The sequence below is a fragment of the Nocardia sp. NPDC050412 genome (assembly GCF_044458825.1).
In the GTDB taxonomy this organism is placed as follows: domain Bacteria; phylum Actinomycetota; class Actinomycetes; order Mycobacteriales; family Mycobacteriaceae; genus Nocardia.
Genome location: NZ_JBITIJ010000003.1, coordinates 628686 through 645124, shown reverse-complemented (window position 1 = coordinate 645124; position 16439 = coordinate 628686). Strand labels below are relative to the sequence as shown.

Genomic DNA, 16439 nt, shown 5'->3' with positions numbered 1-16439 from the left:
CTCCGACAGCACAGTAAATTCCGGGCGATAACCACCAGCCACCCTTCCACTGTTTGACGTGCCGTTACTTAACGGCTCAATAGATTCGGTTCATCGGATCAGGCGGAACCGGCTCCGGCGACGCCGACGGACATGCAGCTCTGCGCGGCTCCACCCGAGATGAGGAAGACTCGAACCCATGGCCACCATCCGCACCGAAATCGTCATCGATGCTTCCCCACAACACATCTGGGATGTGGTACGCGATGTCGGCGCCGTGCACACACGCCTGCTCCCAGGCCGAGTCGCCGACACCCGCATCCAGGGCGTGGAACGCTTCCTCACCTTTCCCGACGGCCACGTCATCCGGGAACTGATCATCTCCATCGACGACCGAACCCGCCGCCTGGCCTACTCCGTCATGGAAGGCGCCAGACCATCCCTGGACTACCACCACGCATCCTTCGAGGTCCACAGCGAGGGTGAGCGCGGCCGCCTGATCTGGACAACCGACATCCTGCCCGACACCATCGCCTCCGATATCCGAATCCGCACCGAATACGGCATCAAGGAAATGAAACAGGCGATAGAAGCATCAGTACTGGACGGCATCGCTCGGACATGATCGACGTCCTCGGCGTCGGCAGCCGAGCCGAGCATCTCGTAGGCGACGGTGAACAGCAGCTTGCGGTGCGCGACGAACGCCTCGGTGGCGGGGTCCAGGCGCTCGACTTCGCCTGCGTCACTCGTTGCTCTCGACTGTGCCATACACACAGGACGCCGGTCCCGCCCGCTTTGTGACACCACTATCGGTGATGCACGTCACGTAGCCGCGGGTGTTACAGGACCGCGGCCGCGAGCGTCTTGTGTTCGTCCAGTTACCAAAAAACAGGAGGCCGACATGCAGGTCGTCGTTGTGGGCAGCGGTTACTCGGGCACGCCGGTGGCGAACCGGGTGGCCAGGAAGGTCAAGGATGCCGAGAGGCCGCAGGTGGCGCTGACACTGCGCGAAGACTTCGTGAATTTCGCCGACTTCCAACCGCGTGAGCTGCACATTGCGGCAGTACACGGGCTGATCGACGAGCTGTTGGCGTGGGCGCGGGCGCTGGCCCCGCTGCGCACGGCTCTGGTGTCGTAAGGACCAATCTTCATGCGTATCACAGTCTTCGGAGCAAATGGTCCCACCGGCCGCCTGCTGACCGGCCAGGCGCTCGCCGCCGGACATGAGGTCGTCGCGGTCACCCGGCAGCCGGATTCGTTTCCGCTGCATCATGATCGGCTCGAGATAGTTGGTGCCGATGTGCTCGATCCGGGTGCCGTCGACGCCGTTGTCGCGGGCCGGGATGCGGTGCTGTCAACGCTCGGGGTGCCCGCCGGTAAGGAACCTATCAGCACCTATTCGCGTGGTGTGGCCCATATCGTCGCCGCGATGGAACGGCATCGAGTGCGTCGGCTCGCCGTCGTCAGCTCGAGCGGGGTCGATCCGCAGCCGTACTCCGACGGCGGGTTCCTGTTCAACCGCGTCCTACTGCCATATGTGACGCGGGTGGTGGGTAAGACCCTGTACGACGACATGCGGCGAATGGAATCCCTGATCCAGGCCACCGATCTGGACTGGACGATCGTGCGCCCGAGCGGGCTCTACCATCTGCCGTCGGTCACCGACTACACCGTCGTCGAGGGCCACGCCGACGGCAGGTTCACCGCCCGCGCAGACCTGGCCGCGAGCATGCTCGCCCTGCTGGACGACGACCGCTACATCCGCACCACCATCGGCGTCATCACCACCGCCGACAACCCGACCCTGCTCGAGTGGATCCGCGGCGAAGCGCTCGCCAAGAGTTGAGCCGACCAGGGTTCGGCGTCGCCACCGTCTGCTGCGACGCCGAACCCGATACGCTCGAAAACGTGATCATCTGGCTGAACGGCACCTTCGGAGTCGGAAAGACCACGACAGCAGGGGAATTGGCCGCACTGCTGCCCGCTCGGCTTGCTCATCACTGTCAGTCGAATCTTCCCCACCGTTGTCCTCAGCTGCGGCGCAACCCCCGTTCGCGGCACATGTGCTGCCTGGTACAGCCTCAGGTTCCGGGTCGCAAATCGTCGGTCGGTACACCTCCTGTCGACGGGTCCACGCCGCAGCCGCGGCGTGCTCGGCGACATGTTTGCTCCACTCCCACATAACCAGTCCCCCTCAGGATCGAAATCACTTGCGCACACGCGGTTTACAGACAGCCCACCCCGCGCTGATGCGTCGTGATCACGATATGAGCGCGCTCCTTCTCGATCGAGAAGCCGCACCGGCTCACACCCTGAACCCCCTGGTCCACCGGCCGGACAGGAATTCCGGACCGGACCCCGGGATTCCGGACCGGAACGCAAAGATCGGCTGACCTGGGACTACGATCGCGGGACAGTCATCACACGCGGACAACGCCCAGGCAGGAGTCCCATGTGTCGCTTGTTCGGTTTGTCGGCCGCACCGCAGCGAGTGCGGGCCACATTCTGGTTGCTGGATGCTCCGGACAGTCTGTCGATACAGAGCAGACGTGAACCCGATGGCGTCGGTCTCGGCACCTTCACCGCCGACGAAGCCCCACTGGTGGAGAAACAACCCATCGCCGCATACGAGGACGTCCAATTCGCTCGGGAAGCGCGCGAACGAGAATCGATGACGTTCGTCGCACACATCCGCTACGCCACCACAGGCGGCTTGCAACCACGCAACACCCACCCATTCGAACAACGTGGCCGCCTGTTCGCCCACAACGGTGTGCTGCACGGCCTCGACGAACTGGGCTCCGAACTCGGCGACTACCTCGACCTGGTACACGGTGACACCGATTCCGAACGATTCTTCGCACTGATCACCCAACGCACGGACCAACACGACGGCGACGTCACCGCAGGCATCACCGACGCCGTCAGGTGGATCGCGGACCGCCTACCGGTCTACGCCCTCAACCTGGTACTCACCACGGCGACAAACCTATGGGCACTGCGCTACCCCGACACCCACGGCCTCTTCGTCCTCGAACGCGCCGCAGGCGGCCCGCAAGGCGATCGTCACCTGGACCAGGCCGGACGGGCCGGAATCCGCACCCGCAGCGGACACCTGCGCGACTTCCCAGCGGTCGTCGTAGCCAGCGAACGCACCGACGAGGACCCGCGCTGGCGAGCACTCGCCCCCGGCGAACTACTCCACGTCGACGACCACCTGCGCGTCCGATCCAGCACCGTACTGGATCACGCACCACGCCATCCGCTGACGCTGGCGCAACTCGATAACCGCGCCGCGGCAGCCCAGTCCGGGCGATGACCACCCGTCGTCCCCCTCGACGGCCGTCGCTGGATGCGCCTAGATCCCCGACGGCGACACGGCAGCGGCCGACTCCGCTATCGAGGGATGTCTGTCCCCGGTGCAAGACTCAGCGATGTGAGATGGGCAGTGGCGGAAACGGGCGACGGTGGTGCGCGCCTGTGTCCACTCGATCAGGACGGTCGGCCCGCGGGACCAGTGGTACGTGAGCCCTCGCTAGCCGAGGCAGTGCGCTCACGCCCGGAGGTCGAGCGGTGGGTGTGGCGGTCCACGGCCGAGATCTACCGGCCGTTGTCGGCGGCGGGGGTGCGGGTCGAGCGGTGCTATGACGTGCAGGCCGCGGAGGCGCTGCTGATCGGACATGAGGAGGGACAGTCGGGGCAGGCTCGCTCGTTGGCGGCGGCCTGGGCACGACTGCACAACCTGCCTGTCCCGCCGGATGCGCCCACACGTGCCGCCGAGACCCAGCCATCGCTGTTCGAATCGGGTCCGGTACCTCTGCCACCAGGCACGGATGAGTTCGACGCTCTGCTGGCGGTCTACGCGGGTCAGCTAGCACGTACGGCGAAGACCGAACATCCGGAGCGGATGCGGCTGCTTCTCGCTGCCGAATCGGCGGGCATGCTGGTTGCCACGGAGATGTCCCGAACCGGTATACCCTGGCGCGCCGACGTCCACCGCGAGTTGCTGGAAAAGCTGCTGGGTGAGCGGTTTCCGGGCGGGATGGAGCCGCGCCGGATGGCGGAGTTGGCGGATGAAGTGTCGCGGGCATTCGGGGAAAGTGTGCGCGTTCGGCCGGACCTGCCCAACGACATCATCAGAGCCTTCGCCCGCGTCGGGATCTTGTTGTCCTCCACCCGAAAATGGGAGCTCCAGCGGATCGACCACCCCGCGGTTGCGCCGTTGCTCGCGTACAAATCGCTGTACCGCTTGTACACCGCCCACGGCTGGTCCTGGCTCGAGCAGTGGGTGCACGGCGGCCGCTTTCGTCCCGAATATCTGCCCGGCGGAACGGTTTCCGGCCGCTGGACCACCAATGGTGGCGGCGCCCTGCAGATTCCCAAGGTGATCCGTCAAGCGATACGCGCGGACCCGGGATGGCGGCTGGTGGTCGCCGACGCCGACCAAATGGAGCCACGAGTACTTGCCGCGATCTCCCGCGACCCGGGATTGATGGAGGTTGCCGGTCGCGGCGAAGACCTATACGCCGGTGTCTTCGGCGGCGACCGCGCCCAGGCCAAAATCGCCCTGCTGGGCGCCATCTACGGCCAGACCTCCGGCGATGCCCTGACCCACATGGCCGAACTCCGCCGACGTTATCCGGCCGCGGTGGCATATGTCGACGACGCTGCCCGCGCCGGTGAAGAGGGCCGCTTGGTGCGTACTTGGCTGGGCCGCACCTGCCCGCCAGCCTCCATCGCATCGCCAGAGGCGGAGGCGCAGGCGCAGGCGGAGGGGGGATATGGCAGTACCTCCGCCACGCGTGCTCGTGGCCGCTTCACGCGCAACTTCGTCGTGCAGGGCAGCGCCGCCGACTGGGCCCTGCTGGTGCTGGCGGGCGTGCGTCATGCGATGACGCACGCCGGCCTCCGCGCCGAACTGGTCTTCTTCCAACACGACGAGGTAATCGTGCACTGCCCCGCCGAGGAAGCCCCGACGGTCGCCGAAATGATCGCGACCGCGGCCGAGACCGCAGGCCGGATCGCCTTCGGGACGACACCGGTGCGGTTCCCGTTCACGACAGCGGTGGTGGAGTGCTATTGGGACGCCAAGTGAGATTCCCACGCGAACCCATCCGGATCGGTGAAGGCGCCTGCACTGCCAGCGATGACGATCCGATGCGACCCGGTTCCCTCCTGGGGCACACCGGCATCCTTGGCGGCGGCACGTCGTCCGTAGAGCGCCAGCTTGATCGAGGATGCGGGGGTGTCGAACTCGACATACTTGCTGCCGAAGCTCTTTGCCACGGTCAGGCCCCGATCGACGTAGAACTGCTTGGTCGCCTTGACATCGTCGACCCCGAGCAGAACCACGAAATCGTCGATCTCACGGGTGGCCGGGCCGGTGTTCTTCTTCGACGACGTCGCGATCTTCCAGATCGCCCCATCCGGAGCCTGGACGACGCCGCCGTAGCCCCAGAAGCTCTTCTTGGCAGGCTTCACTATCGTCGCGCCCGCGTCGACAGCGGTGCCGATGAGGTTGTCGACGGTACTCGGCTGCGAAACCACGAGCGACAGGATGAAGCCACGAAAGCCGGTCGTCGGCGCCTCCGATGCGCGGACGCGCAGCTTGTCGCCGAGACCGAACGCGGCGGTGTAGAAGGCCTCTGCGGCCGCGGTGTCGGACACCTCGAGGATGACGGATTCGATAGCGGCTTGGTTAACGGTGATGTTCATGTCAGCAACGCTATTTTCTACCCCGTAACCGGCGCTTCTCGATTCCTGATCGCTTCCGGTCCGCGCTCTGGATCAGATCCGGGCCGTGACTGTGTCCCACCGCCATCGCCCACACGCCCGATGATCGGGTGATAGTCGTGCAGATGGGCACTGCCACTTGATATTTCACGATCGCGCACGGTGGAGTCGAGCCACCGACGACGTCATTCGATATCGAAGACGAACGAATACCAATCTCCAGACAGCTTTTCGAACCGTCGCCCGCCACTGCCTACCGGTTCGCTATCGGGCGAATAGACCCAACCGCGGACAGTCGAACCCACGAAACCATCGGCGTCATAGAAGTAGACGCGCCCATCGGACTCACGGTGAACCAAACTGATGTCGAGCCCGCCGGGACTCACGTCGCGGCGGGTACTCGGGCCATCCTCGCGCAGCATCTCGACCGCGACACCTTCCATCTCCGCCCGTGCGGAGCCGAAGCTCGCAGGGCCGAAGAATCAACCCGGCTACCAGCCCCGCGACCACAATCACCGGCACCGCAGCGACTTTCCAGGACCACCGATGCTCTCGCCCGAGCAGATACAGCGTCTTGATCGCCCACCTCAGGAGCGAAACACCCAGCAGAACCCCGCCGATCACCAGAACTACAAGCTGATCAGGACCGGTTAAGTTCCCAACGAACGGAGCCCAGTCGAGGTGGACGCACAGAAGAAACGCAACACCAACGATTGCCCCGGTCAGGACTATGGAACCCGGCGCCGTGGCAGCGCCTTGCCCGCCGTCGGACTGCCCATAATGAGCGAATGGTGTTTCGATCTTGTCGGTCCCGTCTTTCAACAAGTGATGATGGTGGGCATGGTCTGTGCCCGGGGTGAGCTGATAGTCACTCCATTCACGGCCACCCACATCGTAGCCACGCCCTGCCATTGCTCCGGGCTCACATTGGGCCCAGGTCGCGACGTTGAGGCGCGCATTGGGCATCTTGGAATCGGTTGCGGCCGCACAATTCGCAAGGTGAGCTACCACGTTCGGCAGCCATTACCGCAACGGCCGCCGCTCACACTCATGACCTTTCCGTGTCGTGAACGCTGGTCGGCATGACGGTGATCGCGTCGTCTTTATCCAAATCCGCGTCCAAATCGGAAATCCAGCCGTCTTCGTCAACCCGGCTCAGCCAGCCATCGGACAAGCGCTCATAGATCGGAGTGCTGTCAGTAGGCGCGATCGCGAGCTTGTGGTGAGTTTCCTCATGGAAGACGGCGAGCAATACCCGCACGGATGGCGCGATTTCGCTTCGATGGGATGGATCTATCTCCAACATCTGACCTACGCCTCCAACGGGTTCGGCAGATCCGTCAGGTTGATCAGCGCTGTCCAGTAGTCATCACGAAGCGCGTCCCACAGGTCGCCGTGCTTGGGAAGTAACTCCCGAGCAGCGGCCAGATCTGGGTACGGCTCGAATATGACTGTTCCCGGTTGCACTTCCGGAAGCGGTGTGCGCGAAGGCAAGCGGTACGCGGTGAAAGATTCGGAAATGAATTGCACGCGCACGATGCGCGCGGACTTCCCCGCCAACCGCCACACCGCGACCTTGCGTCCATCCCGAGTTCGACTGGTGCGCAACCTATCTCGGCGCATCACACCCCTTTCTGGTTGGTACGCCCGATGCCGGAGGAATCGACACCCCGGCACCGAGACGACTGTGCGGACACAGACCGCTCGGCCCACTCACGAACCGCATCCGCGAACATCTCGACCACATCCACAGGTGCGCCGCTATATCCCGCTACCGGCCCGATTAACGGAACACGTTGCGGCAGACTTGCATTCGTCATGGTTTCCTCCCGCCGATGTTGCGATCGTGGTACCCGACGCCGAGAGATGTACGCCATGATCGCGGGCTCGAATTGCGATCGAATTTGGGACTTGGTGAGGAAACTCCCGGCGTCAGGACCATGACTAGCTTCGCCACCGATGGGGTGGCACTTCGGTGGCACTTCGGTGGACGGGACGGGGCAATCCGGAGATACAGTGAGCCACACCACTTACGTCATGGGGGCCGGCATGGTTAGCGTGAGGCACTGGACTGGCACAGAAAGCCGCGCATTGCGCGTCGCTCTCCGGCTGAGCCAGGCCGAATTTGCAGCCAAACTCGGCGCCAATGAACGCACGGTCAAACGGTGGGAGGCGGGATCAACGCCCCGGCCCGTCTGGCAGGCCGCGCTCGATACAACGCTGGCTCGGGAACCCGACTCGGTCGTCGAAGCATTTCGCGCCAGGCTGTGCCCGGCAACCGAGGAGGGCCAAGAGATGGACCGTCGACAGCTATTGAAGGCGGGCACGCTCGGCGCCGGTGGGCTTGCAACGCTCGGCGTCGGCGACGCGGCCGAACGGGCCCGATGGCTCATGTCCGGCGCGGGACGCCCCGACGCCGCCGCAGTCGCCGTGATCCGCAATACGTTGTATTCGGCGATGCAACTCGACGACATGCTCGGCTCACCCGCCGCGCAAGGACTTGTAATAGCTCAGCAGCAGCTCGTCGAAGCGATGCTGCGCGACTGCCCGACCGGACTGCGTCCCGACGTGCTGAGCCTGTACTCCGAATGGACCGGATTTGCTGGGTGCCTCGCATGGGATGCGAGCGAATTCCAGACGGCATCGCGCCTGTACACCCTGGCGCGCGAAACCGCACACGAAGCGGAAGATCCCGACCTCGGCGCGTACATGCTGTGCCACCTCTCTCAACTCGCCCTTTGGCAGCGTCGGCCGCGCGTCGCAGTCGACTACGCCGTCGCAGCACGAGCGTGGGTCGCGCAGAGTACAGACCGGCCGCTACGCGCCTACGTCGCAATTCGCGCAGCCGAGGCCGCGGCAATGGCGGGACAACGGCAAGCGTGTCTCACCGCGCTAGACGAGGCCGACCGCGATATAGACGGGCTCGAACCGTGCCACCCGAGCGCGTCGCGTGCCTACTTCGTCGGCGGCGCCCTGCTGGAGTCCTATCGCGGCAACTGCCTGACAATCCTGCGTGAGGCGGCTCCCGCGGCAGAGGCAACCCGACGGGCACTGACCCTCATACCGTCCAACTACACACGCGACCGGGCAATGTCGCTGCTCGAGCTGGAGCGGGCATTAATTCAGCTCGACGATATCGATGAGGCCGCGAACGTCGTCGGTGACGCTGCCGACCTCACCGCGCAGAATCGTTCGCCACGGCTGATCTGCGCTATCCGCGACGGCCGCCGCGACCTTTCACCGTGGGCTGGCTCGCGCCCGGTGCGGGACCTGGATGAACGTCTCGCCGCACGAGATATCGTGACCATATGAGTGCGGACCGCGAGGCGGAGGTCAGGTTGCGGCTCGCGGACGCTCGCGCCCGCCTGCTGTCGACCGGCGAGACGTTCGCACGCGCCGAGGGCGGTCGCGAACCAGAGCGCTCGGAAGTATTCCGAGCCGCTCAGAACGAGATCCACGCGGCCGAGCAAGCCCGCAACCGTCTGCTCGTCGAGTTGGTCGGCGACGCTGAAACAGTGCCGCTCGAGCTGGCAAAGCGACTCGGGCTGACCGGGCGCGAGGCCGCGCACATCATCGACAGCGCGCGAGCGGGTTCGCAGCGGATGAAGGCTCACCTGTTGGGAGAAGCATCGAACTCCGAGACCGCCCGGCCCGTCTGGACTAGCGAGACGGACTCGAAGCAGTAGGCGCTTCTCCCTTTTCGCTCCCCGAGCGGTGGGCACCGTGCCCGGTGCGATCTCTGACACGATGGGCAACCGATGAACGCCACCACCGAAATCATCGCCCGCGCTGTCATCCGTGACGGCGCTCGGATACTCGTGGCACGCGAACGCGGCAAAAGCTGGGTCTTCCTCCCCGGCGGGCACGTCGAGCCCGGCGAACCGGTCGAATCCGCACTGATCCGCGAACTCGCCGAAGAACTCGGGACCGCCAGCAGGATCGTCGGCTTCGCCGGTGTAGTCGAGCACGGGTACAGCGATCGTGGCACTGCACACCACGAAGTCAATCTCATCTTCGATGCCGAACTCGACGGCACACCGGTCAGCCAAGAAGACCATCTCGAATTCGATTGGCTCCCAATCGATCAGATCGATAGAATCGACCTGCGCCCAGCAGCTGTGAAAACCGTCGTCGCACGGGGAACGCGGTCGTTCTGGCACGGCTGGAAGGCCGACGAATAGCACGGCTGCAAATGCGGCAAATCAGGCCAGCATTCGTGATTCGTCCAGCGCTGGCGGCGACCGAGCTACCCTGAATTGATGCGATCCCGGTTCCGTCGGTACGTCCTGGCCGCGCTCGCCGCCGCCGCGTCGACCTTGTTGCTCTGCACGAACTCCTCCGCCGTCCCGCCGATCCGCTCGAACGCCCTACCGGCACTCGACTCGGATTTCCTCTGGGGTGTCGCCTCTTCCGGATTCCAGTCCGAAGGCCATGCGCCGGACAGCAATTGGACGCGTTACATCGCGAATTCCGGTGCCGATGCACTGCAGGATTCGGTCGACTTCTACGACCGATACGCCTCCGATATCGACCTGGCGGCCGCGCTGGGTGTGAAGGTGTTCCGGATCGGAATCGAATGGGCTCGTGTGCAACCCACGCCGGGCACCTGGGATGCGGGCGCGTTCGGTTTCTACGACGCGGTGATCGCGAAGATCGTGGCTTCCGGGATGCGACCGATGATCACCCTGGACCACTGGGTCTACCCCGGCTGGGCGGCCGACCGCGGCGGCTGGCGCAACCCGGGCATGGTCGGGGATTGGCTGGCCAATATGCGTACGGTCGTCGACCGCTACGCATCGCGAAATCCATTGTGGGTCACCGTGAACGAGCCGGTCGCCTACATCGTGCACGAGACCAGCCGAGGCGCGGCGAGCGGGCCCGAGATGCTCGACCGCCTCGCGCAGGCCCACAACGCCATCTACGACTACATCCACGAGGTCGAGCCCGGTGCTCAGGTGACCAGCAACGTCGGTTACGTCGCGGGCTCGGAGGCGCAGGTCAACGGCGAGTTCGTCGATCGCATCGCGAACCGGCTCGACTACGTGGGCGTCGACTACTACTTCGCCTACGATCCGGTGCAGTCGCTGCTGAGTTCCATCACCAGGGCCATCGGGTCGGCGATGCCGCAGCTGCCCGGACAACGCATCTGGGAGCTGCCCGTGCGCACCGAGGGCATTTACTATGCGCTGCAATACTATTCGCGCCGATTCCCGAACAAACCGCTCTACATCGTGGAGAACGGCATGCCCACCGAAAACGGCATCCCCCGCGGCGACGGCTACACCCGCAGCGATCACCTCCGCGACACCGTCTACTGGATCCAACGCGCCAAAGCCGACGGCATGAACGTCATCGGATACAACTACTGGAGCCTCACCGACAACTACGAATGGGGCAGCTACACACCACGTTTCGGCCTCTACACCGTCGACGTGCGCACCGACCCTTCCCTCACCCGCCGCCCCACCGACGGCGTCGGCACCTACACCCAGCTCATCGCAGCAGGCGGCCTCCCCGCCGACTACCGCCCCACCCGTCCCCCATCGTTCTGCGTCCTCGTCGACCCACCGGCCAGCTGCCTGAGCCCGGTCGCAAACCCGTAGCCTGCGGCACCGACTGCCTATTGCCGATGACTTTCCTAGATTTGCCGAGTGTTGCGTCGTGGCGGCACGTAGGGGCTCGAACGGGTTTCGAGGTCGCTTACTTCACCGCAGACCATGGCGGACGGCGGGTTGCGGGCGTCACCACGGCCACCGAGGGCAGTCAATCCTGGATTGTGGACTATGTGATCGACGTGGACCAATCGTGGTTGACCAGGTCAGCGCGAATCACCGGCCGGACTGAGGGCGTAACCCGCACCATCGTTATCGAGGCGGATGGCATGGGCCACTGGCAGATCGATGGGGTGCCCGCGCCGCATCTGCGTGGTTGTCTGGATCTGGACCTGGAGGCGTCAGCGGTGACCAATACCTTTCCGGTGCACCGGCTGAGCCTGCCGATCGGACATGCGGCGGCCGCACCGGCCGCATACGTCCGAGCGGTCGGGCTTGCGGTAGACCACTTGGAGCAGACGTATTCGCGTGCCAGCGAACAGGTTTACGACTATGCCGCCCCCGCATTCGACTTCGCCTGCAGCCTCACCTACGACCAACACGGCCTGATCCTCGACTATCCAGGCATCGCAACGCGAGTCCAATGACGGCATATTTCGATTGCGTGCTGCGTGATCACTGGTTCGAACCGCTGTAGGTGGAGGTCCTTCAGCTGGCGGGTGTTTGCACGGCTATTTCGCCACCCAGTTCATAGCCGCCACTCAGCTCCAGTCCGTCGCCACTCCAAAAACGACCGGGGTCATACCAATTGGGGCTTCGCTGTTGCGATAACAGTCCCATCGACTGGTAGGTCGCGGCCACGATCTCCGCGCAATACGCGTTTTCCAACTCCTGAACAACCGCCCGGCCCGCCCGGCGGCGTGGGAGCCGCACTCGACCGCGTAGCCATCGTCCAGCAAGACCGGCGGTGGAAGGAAAGGGAGTTCCATCGAGTCGAGCGATGGTGCGCAGCACGCCGTCTTCCATCTCTTTGGTTGCCGGACGGTTCAATTGGCGCAACCACGCCTGCTGACCGTAGCGATGTGTCCACACCAACACCGCGTCACGCAGGTTGTGCAACTGCACGCCGCGGTGCGCCACACCCGACCACATGTCGGGCAGTGATCGACCGAGCTCCGCATGCCAGATCAACGCGGGCAGATCATCGAGCACAACCGACATTCCCACATGGTTCACCGGACTGTTCGTCGTCATCCGAATCGCACGGTCGGCCGTCGAATGCCCACGGAACAACCAGATATCGCCAGTTCTGGTGAGCTCGAGCGCCCGATCGAGACTGATGCTCGTCCCCGTCATGGACGTAGCCTATTCGTATGAGGTGGTGGAAGGCAGTGGGATTGGCAGGTGCCGCCGGTGTAGTCGCAACCGGCGTAGTGATCGTGCGCGCCGAACGACGCCGCCGCGCCTACACTCCGGACCAAGTCCGCGAACAACTACACGTGCGATTCGCTCGAGCAACCTCGACCGAGGAACCCGTCACTCCCCTCCCTCAGGACACCCCCGGCATCCGAAGCCGAATCCGCCGGCTGTTTCAACGCCGACAAGCCGGTCGGCAAGGGTGAAGCCAGGCCAGCGGCTCACTTACCTGCGGCATCAGCACAACAGCTGACTGTCGAATTCCGCCCCTGGCCATGCTCGTGGCCTCGCAAAGAATTTTCGGCGGCGCGTCGATCTTCGACGTTCCCCGTTCGACTAAGGGGTGAGAGGGTCCGAGAGGGACCCGACTAGTCGAGGAGACAAACCCATGAAGTACATGCTGATCTGGCGCGCCACCGACGAGGCCTATGCGGGGATGGCGAATATCGACTTCGACAAGATGCTGGAGACCGTTGGTCGGTACAACGAGGAGATGATCCGGGCGGGCGTGCTGGTCGCCGCGGAGGGGCTCGATGATGCCGCCGATGGCGTGGTCGTCGACTATTCCACGGAGACGCCCGTGGTCACCGACGGACCGTACGGCGAGACCAAGGAGCTGTTCGGCGGGTTCTACATTCTCAACGTGGCATCGAAGGAGGAAGCCGTGGAGTGGGCCAAACGGTCGCCGATCACCGGTCCCGGCTTCAAGACCGAGATCCGCCGGGTCACCACGATCGATGAGTTCCCGCAGGACAACGAGTGGATCCAGAAAGAACGGAAGTGGCGGGAAGCGACCGGTCAGCTCTGAGCGGATCGAACGGCGATGGCTGATCACACCGACCGTGCGGCCGTCGCCGCCATCTGGCGGATCGAGTCGGCGCGGATCGTCGGTGCGCTCGCGCGGTACACCGGCGATTTCGCGCTGGCCGAGGACCTCGCCCAGGAGGCGCTGGCCGAGGCCCTGGTGACTTGGCCACGTGACGGCGCGCCGCGCAACCCCGCGGGGTGGTTACTCACGGTCGGGCGGCGTCGGGCGATCGACGCGTTCCGCCGGCGTTGCGCCCTAGATGAGAGATATGCCGCCCTCGCCCGGGATCTGGGCGAGGGCGATGTGGTCTCCGGGAGCGAACCCACTCGCGAGTCCGAGGACATGCTGTGGGATCCGGACCGGATCGATGACGACGTGCTCGCATTGATGTTCATCTCCTGCCACCCCGTGTTGTCCCGGGAGGCGAGGGTGGCACTCACCCTACGGGTGGTCGGCGGTCTGACCAGCGATGAGATCGCCAAGGCGTTCCTCGTGCCGACTGCCACCGTGCAGGCCAGGATCACCCGCGCGAAGAAGACCTTGGCGGCGGCGCGGGTGCCGTTCGAGGTGCCGTCGGCCCAAGAGCGAGTCGAGCGCCTCGGCTCGGTGCTCAGCGTGATCTATCTGATCTTCACCGAAGGTTCCTCGGCCAGCTCCGGTGGCGAGCTGATCCGATTCGAGCTCGCGGGCGAGGCACAGCGGCTCGCGCGGGTGCTGGCCCGGCTGGTGCCGAACGAGTCCGAGGTCTTTGGTCTGCTCGCGCTGCTCGAACTGACCGCGGCGCGCTTCCCGGCCCGCACCGGACCGGACGGTGAGCCGATCTTATTGGAGCAGCAGGACCGTCGTCGCTGGGACCGCGCCGCGATCCGCCGGGGGCGGGCTGCCCTGGCCCGCGCGGGGCAGGTCGGTCGTGGCCTCGGGGCCTACGGCTTGCAGGCGGCGATCGCCGAATGTCATGCCGTCGCAGCCTCGGTCGAGACGACGAACTGGGAGCGCATCGTGGTCATTTACGAGGCGCTCGGCAGACTGGCCCCGTCGCCGGTGGTCGACCTCAACCGGGCGGTGGCGGTCTCGATGGCCCAGGGACCCGCCGCGGCGCTGCCGATCGTGGACAGATTGGCGGCGGGTGGGGCGCTGTCGAATTCGCATCTGCTGTCGAGCGTTCGCGGTGAGCTGCTCACCCGCCTGGGACGCACCGATGAGGCGCGCGCCGAACTGGAGCGCGCGGCAAAGCTGTGCGGCAACGAGCGCGAGCGGACGGTGCTGCGGCGCAAGCTCGCCGAACTCGGCTGAGCGCCATACCACCGCCTGTTTCTGCATTTTTGCAGACCGTACCTGCGCATTTCTCTCTTGTCTGGACGCAACGGGCCCTCGATACTCGCCAAGCGAGCCTTGTGCGGTGCGTCACATGCATCGGGCAGCCTCGTGCGGAGAGAAAGATGAGGAACCACGAGATGACGTCCACCAGCACGGAAACCGGCCCCGAAAAGGCTGAAGCAATCAGCCGTGAGAAGGGCCTTGCGCGGGTTGCGCAGTCACTGGCCAGGTGGACGGAGAAGTGGTTCCCGGACGCCTACGTCGTCGCACTGGCGGGTGTATTCATTGTGGCCGTCGCCGCACTGGCCAATGGCTCGTCGCCGCGAACAGTAGCGAACGCCTTCGGCGACGGCTTCTGGGATCTGACCGCGTTCACCCTCCAGATGGCAATGGTGGTGCTCACCGGATACGTCATCGCCACCTCCCCACCTGTCGCCCGGCTGATCGACCGACTCGCCACCGTGCCGCAAACTGCCAGCAGCGCAGTGAGTTTCGTGGCATTCCTGTCGATGTCGATATCGTTTCTGAACTGGGGACTCAGCCTGGTCTTCGGCGGTCTGCTGGCCCGTGCCATCGCCCGCCGGACCGATCTGCGCGTGGACTATCGCGCGCTGGGCGCGGCGGCGTTCATGGGGTTGGGCGCGGTGTGGGCGCTGGGAATATCCTCCTCGGCCGCGCAGCTACAGGCCACCGCAACCTCGTTGCCTCCGGCCCTGCTGAAAATCACGGGTGTCCTCGACTTCGGGCACACGATCTTCACCTGGCAGTCCCTGCTCATGTGCGCCCTCATCATGGCGCTCACGGTGGTTATCGCACACTTCTCGGCGCCGAAGGACGCGGCGATCAGGACCGCACAGGATCTGGACATCGATCTGGATGACCAGCCCGAGGACGTGGCACCACGGTCCCGTCCCGGGGAATGGCTCGAGTACAGCCGTGTCCTGCCGATCCTTGCCGGGGTGATGACGGTGGGCTGGTTGATCTCCCAGTTCACAAGCAAACCGGTACTTACCGTGGTCAGCAGCCTGAATGGTTATCTGCTCGTCTTCCTCATGCTCGGCTTGGTGCTGCACGGGACCCCGCGTAAGTTCCTGCAGGCCATCTCCCTCGCCGTACCCGCCACGGCCGGAATTCTCGTGCAGTTCCCGCTGTACGCCGCCATGGCGGCGATCCTGACCAAAGCCAAAGGCCGGGGCGGACTCACCATCTCCGAACACCTCGCGCACTTCTTCACGAACATCGGCGGCGGCGGAAGCTTCGCCATCGTCATCGCCGTCTACACCGTCGTACTCGGCGTTTTCGTCCCGTCCGGCGGCGGAAAATGGCTGGTCGAAGCACCTTACGTCATGCAGGCATCAACTGATGTCCACATGAATCTCGGCTGGACGGTACAGATCTACAACGTGGCCGAGGCACTGCCGAACCTGATCAACCCGTTCTTCATGCTGCCGCTGCTGGCAGTGCTCAAATTGCGGGCACGCGACCTCGTCGGATTCACGTTCCTGCAGTTCCTATTCCACCTGCCGGTAGTACTGCTTCTCGTATGGTTGCTCGGAATGACATTCGAATACGTTCCCCCGATCCTGCCCACCACTCCATGACCCCTGCCCCGATACGTGTCCGCAATAGACCTC

18 protein-coding genes are annotated in these 16439 nt (G+C 64.7%); 13 read left to right on the top strand and 5 right to left on the bottom strand.

Annotated features, from left to right (window positions below; genetic code table 11):
- Positions 1 to 178: 178 nt before the first annotated feature.
- The 5 genes from ACIBI6_RS10915 (at position 179) to ACIBI6_RS10895 (ending at position 5074) form a co-directional block, all read left to right on the top strand.
- Complete coding sequence (locus tag ACIBI6_RS10915) at positions 179 to 604, top strand: SRPBCC family protein (protein WP_364339454.1); 426 nt, start codon at positions 179 to 181, stop codon at positions 602 to 604.
- A 276-nt stretch (positions 605 to 880) separates the two neighbouring features.
- Positions 881 to 1117, top strand: a complete 237-nt coding sequence (locus tag ACIBI6_RS10910; protein WP_396955865.1) for a hypothetical protein — start codon at positions 881 to 883, stop codon at positions 1115 to 1117.
- A 12-nt stretch (positions 1118 to 1129) separates the two neighbouring features.
- The gene (locus ACIBI6_RS10905; RefSeq protein WP_396955864.1) at positions 1130 to 1825 is read left to right on the top strand and encodes an NAD(P)-dependent oxidoreductase; all 696 of its coding nucleotides are present in this window, start codon (positions 1130 to 1132) and stop codon (positions 1823 to 1825) included.
- 606 nt (positions 1826 to 2431) lie between these two features.
- Entirely contained in the window at positions 2432 to 3298 is an 867-nt protein-coding gene (locus tag ACIBI6_RS10900) for a class II glutamine amidotransferase (RefSeq protein WP_396955862.1), read from the top strand.
- A 117-nt stretch (positions 3299 to 3415) separates the two neighbouring features.
- Complete coding sequence (locus ACIBI6_RS10895; protein ID WP_396955861.1) at positions 3416 to 5074, top strand: bifunctional 3'-5' exonuclease/DNA polymerase; 1659 nt, start codon at positions 3416 to 3418, stop codon at positions 5072 to 5074.
- On the opposite strand, the gene ACIBI6_RS10890 is transcribed toward ACIBI6_RS10895, so the two are convergent.
- The 4 genes from ACIBI6_RS10890 to ACIBI6_RS10875 form a co-directional block, all read right to left on the bottom strand.
- Positions 5056 to 5694 (bottom strand): glyoxalase, encoded by a 639-nt coding sequence (locus ACIBI6_RS10890; RefSeq protein ID WP_396955860.1) that lies wholly within the window; start codon positions 5692 to 5694, stop codon positions 5056 to 5058. The two genes, ACIBI6_RS10895 and ACIBI6_RS10890, sit on opposite strands and share 19 nt — an antisense overlap.
- A gap of 203 nt (positions 5695 to 5897) precedes the next feature.
- Positions 5898 to 6134 (bottom strand): hypothetical protein, encoded by a 237-nt coding sequence (locus tag ACIBI6_RS10885; protein WP_396955859.1) that lies wholly within the window; start codon positions 6132 to 6134, stop codon positions 5898 to 5900.
- Positions 6135 to 6760: 626 nt separating this feature from the next.
- Complete coding sequence (locus tag ACIBI6_RS10880) at positions 6761 to 6973, bottom strand: hypothetical protein (RefSeq protein ID WP_396955858.1); 213 nt, start codon at positions 6971 to 6973, stop codon at positions 6761 to 6763.
- Between the two features lie 50 nt (positions 6974 to 7023).
- Positions 7024 to 7335 (bottom strand): hypothetical protein, encoded by a 312-nt coding sequence (locus ACIBI6_RS10875; RefSeq protein WP_396955857.1) that lies wholly within the window; start codon positions 7333 to 7335, stop codon positions 7024 to 7026.
- A gap of 435 nt (positions 7336 to 7770) precedes the next feature.
- On the opposite strand from ACIBI6_RS10875, the gene ACIBI6_RS10870 reads away from it, so the two are divergent.
- The 5 genes from ACIBI6_RS10870 to ACIBI6_RS10850 all read left to right on the top strand — a co-directional run bounded on the left by ACIBI6_RS10870 (position 7771) and on the right by ACIBI6_RS10850 (position 11911).
- Positions 7771 to 9024 carry a helix-turn-helix domain-containing protein gene (locus ACIBI6_RS10870; protein WP_396955856.1) on the top strand — a complete coding sequence of 418 codons (1254 nt, stop codon included), beginning with the start codon at positions 7771 to 7773 and terminating at the stop codon, positions 9022 to 9024.
- Positions 9021 to 9398: a hypothetical protein gene (locus ACIBI6_RS10865; protein WP_396955855.1), complete on the top strand. Its 378-nt coding sequence runs from the start codon at positions 9021 to 9023 to the stop codon at positions 9396 to 9398. Before ACIBI6_RS10870 ends, ACIBI6_RS10865 begins: the two co-directional genes overlap by 4 nt.
- Before the next feature lie 72 nt (positions 9399 to 9470).
- Positions 9471 to 9893, top strand: coding sequence for an NUDIX domain-containing protein (locus ACIBI6_RS10860; protein WP_396955854.1), 423 nt, complete (start codon positions 9471 to 9473; stop codon positions 9891 to 9893).
- Positions 9894 to 9971: 78 nt separating this feature from the next.
- The gene (locus ACIBI6_RS10855; RefSeq protein WP_364339428.1) at positions 9972 to 11315 is read left to right on the top strand and encodes a family 1 glycosylhydrolase; all 1344 of its coding nucleotides are present in this window, start codon (positions 9972 to 9974) and stop codon (positions 11313 to 11315) included.
- 26 nt (positions 11316 to 11341) lie between these two features.
- Positions 11342 to 11911, top strand: a complete 570-nt coding sequence (locus ACIBI6_RS10850; RefSeq protein ID WP_396955852.1) for a putative glycolipid-binding domain-containing protein — start codon at positions 11342 to 11344, stop codon at positions 11909 to 11911.
- A gap of 61 nt (positions 11912 to 11972) precedes the next feature.
- Here the strand turns inward: ACIBI6_RS10850 and ACIBI6_RS10845 are convergent, their stop codons facing one another.
- Positions 11973 to 12620 (bottom strand): hypothetical protein, encoded by a 648-nt coding sequence (locus ACIBI6_RS10845; RefSeq protein WP_396955851.1) that lies wholly within the window; start codon positions 12618 to 12620, stop codon positions 11973 to 11975.
- Between the two features lie 448 nt (positions 12621 to 13068).
- On the opposite strand from ACIBI6_RS10845, the gene ACIBI6_RS10840 reads away from it, so the two are divergent.
- The 3 genes from ACIBI6_RS10840 (at position 13069) to ACIBI6_RS10830 (ending at position 16406) form a co-directional block, all read left to right on the top strand.
- Positions 13069 to 13488: a YciI family protein gene (locus ACIBI6_RS10840; RefSeq protein ID WP_396955850.1), complete on the top strand. Its 420-nt coding sequence runs from the start codon at positions 13069 to 13071 to the stop codon at positions 13486 to 13488.
- A 15-nt stretch (positions 13489 to 13503) separates the two neighbouring features.
- Positions 13504 to 14781 carry an RNA polymerase sigma factor gene (locus ACIBI6_RS10835; protein ID WP_396955849.1) on the top strand — a complete coding sequence of 426 codons (1278 nt, stop codon included), beginning with the start codon at positions 13504 to 13506 and terminating at the stop codon, positions 14779 to 14781.
- A 161-nt stretch (positions 14782 to 14942) separates the two neighbouring features.
- Positions 14943 to 16406, top strand: a complete 1464-nt coding sequence (locus ACIBI6_RS10830; protein ID WP_364339416.1) for a TIGR00366 family protein — start codon at positions 14943 to 14945, stop codon at positions 16404 to 16406.
- Positions 16407 to 16439: the final 33 nt, after the last annotated feature.

Bases quoted from the DNA above. Each gene is read 5' to 3' on its own strand.
- ACIBI6_RS10840 (WP_396955850.1), top strand. From the start codon at position 13,069: ATGAAGTACATGCTGATCTGGCGCGCCACCGACGAGGCCTATGCGGGG.
- ACIBI6_RS10900 (WP_396955862.1), top strand. From the start codon at position 2,432: ATGTGTCGCTTGTTCGGTTTGTCGGCCGCACCGCAGCGAGTGCGGGCC.
- ACIBI6_RS10855 (WP_364339428.1), top strand. From the start codon at position 9,972: ATGCGATCCCGGTTCCGTCGGTACGTCCTGGCCGCGCTCGCCGCCGCC.
- ACIBI6_RS10850 (WP_396955852.1), top strand. From the start codon at position 11,342: ATGACTTTCCTAGATTTGCCGAGTGTTGCGTCGTGGCGGCACGTAGGG.
- ACIBI6_RS10845 (WP_396955851.1), bottom strand. From the start codon at position 12,620: ATGACGGGGACGAGCATCAGTCTCGATCGGGCGCTCGAGCTCACCAGA.
- ACIBI6_RS10865 (WP_396955855.1), top strand. From the start codon at position 9,021: ATGAGTGCGGACCGCGAGGCGGAGGTCAGGTTGCGGCTCGCGGACGCT.
- ACIBI6_RS10835 (WP_396955849.1), top strand. From the start codon at position 13,504: ATGGCTGATCACACCGACCGTGCGGCCGTCGCCGCCATCTGGCGGATC.
- ACIBI6_RS10860 (WP_396955854.1), top strand. From the start codon at position 9,471: ATGAACGCCACCACCGAAATCATCGCCCGCGCTGTCATCCGTGACGGC.
- ACIBI6_RS10830 (WP_364339416.1), top strand. From the start codon at position 14,943: ATGACGTCCACCAGCACGGAAACCGGCCCCGAAAAGGCTGAAGCAATC.
- ACIBI6_RS10915 (WP_364339454.1), top strand. From the start codon at position 179: ATGGCCACCATCCGCACCGAAATCGTCATCGATGCTTCCCCACAACAC.
- ACIBI6_RS10885 (WP_396955859.1), bottom strand. From the start codon at position 6,134: ATGCTGCGCGAGGATGGCCCGAGTACCCGCCGCGACGTGAGTCCCGGC.
- ACIBI6_RS10875 (WP_396955857.1), bottom strand. From the start codon at position 7,335: ATGCGCCGAGATAGGTTGCGCACCAGTCGAACTCGGGATGGACGCAAG.
- ACIBI6_RS10905 (WP_396955864.1), top strand. From the start codon at position 1,130: ATGCGTATCACAGTCTTCGGAGCAAATGGTCCCACCGGCCGCCTGCTG.
- ACIBI6_RS10910 (WP_396955865.1), top strand. From the start codon at position 881: ATGCAGGTCGTCGTTGTGGGCAGCGGTTACTCGGGCACGCCGGTGGCG.
- ACIBI6_RS10890 (WP_396955860.1), bottom strand. From the start codon at position 5,694: ATGAACATCACCGTTAACCAAGCCGCTATCGAATCCGTCATCCTCGAG.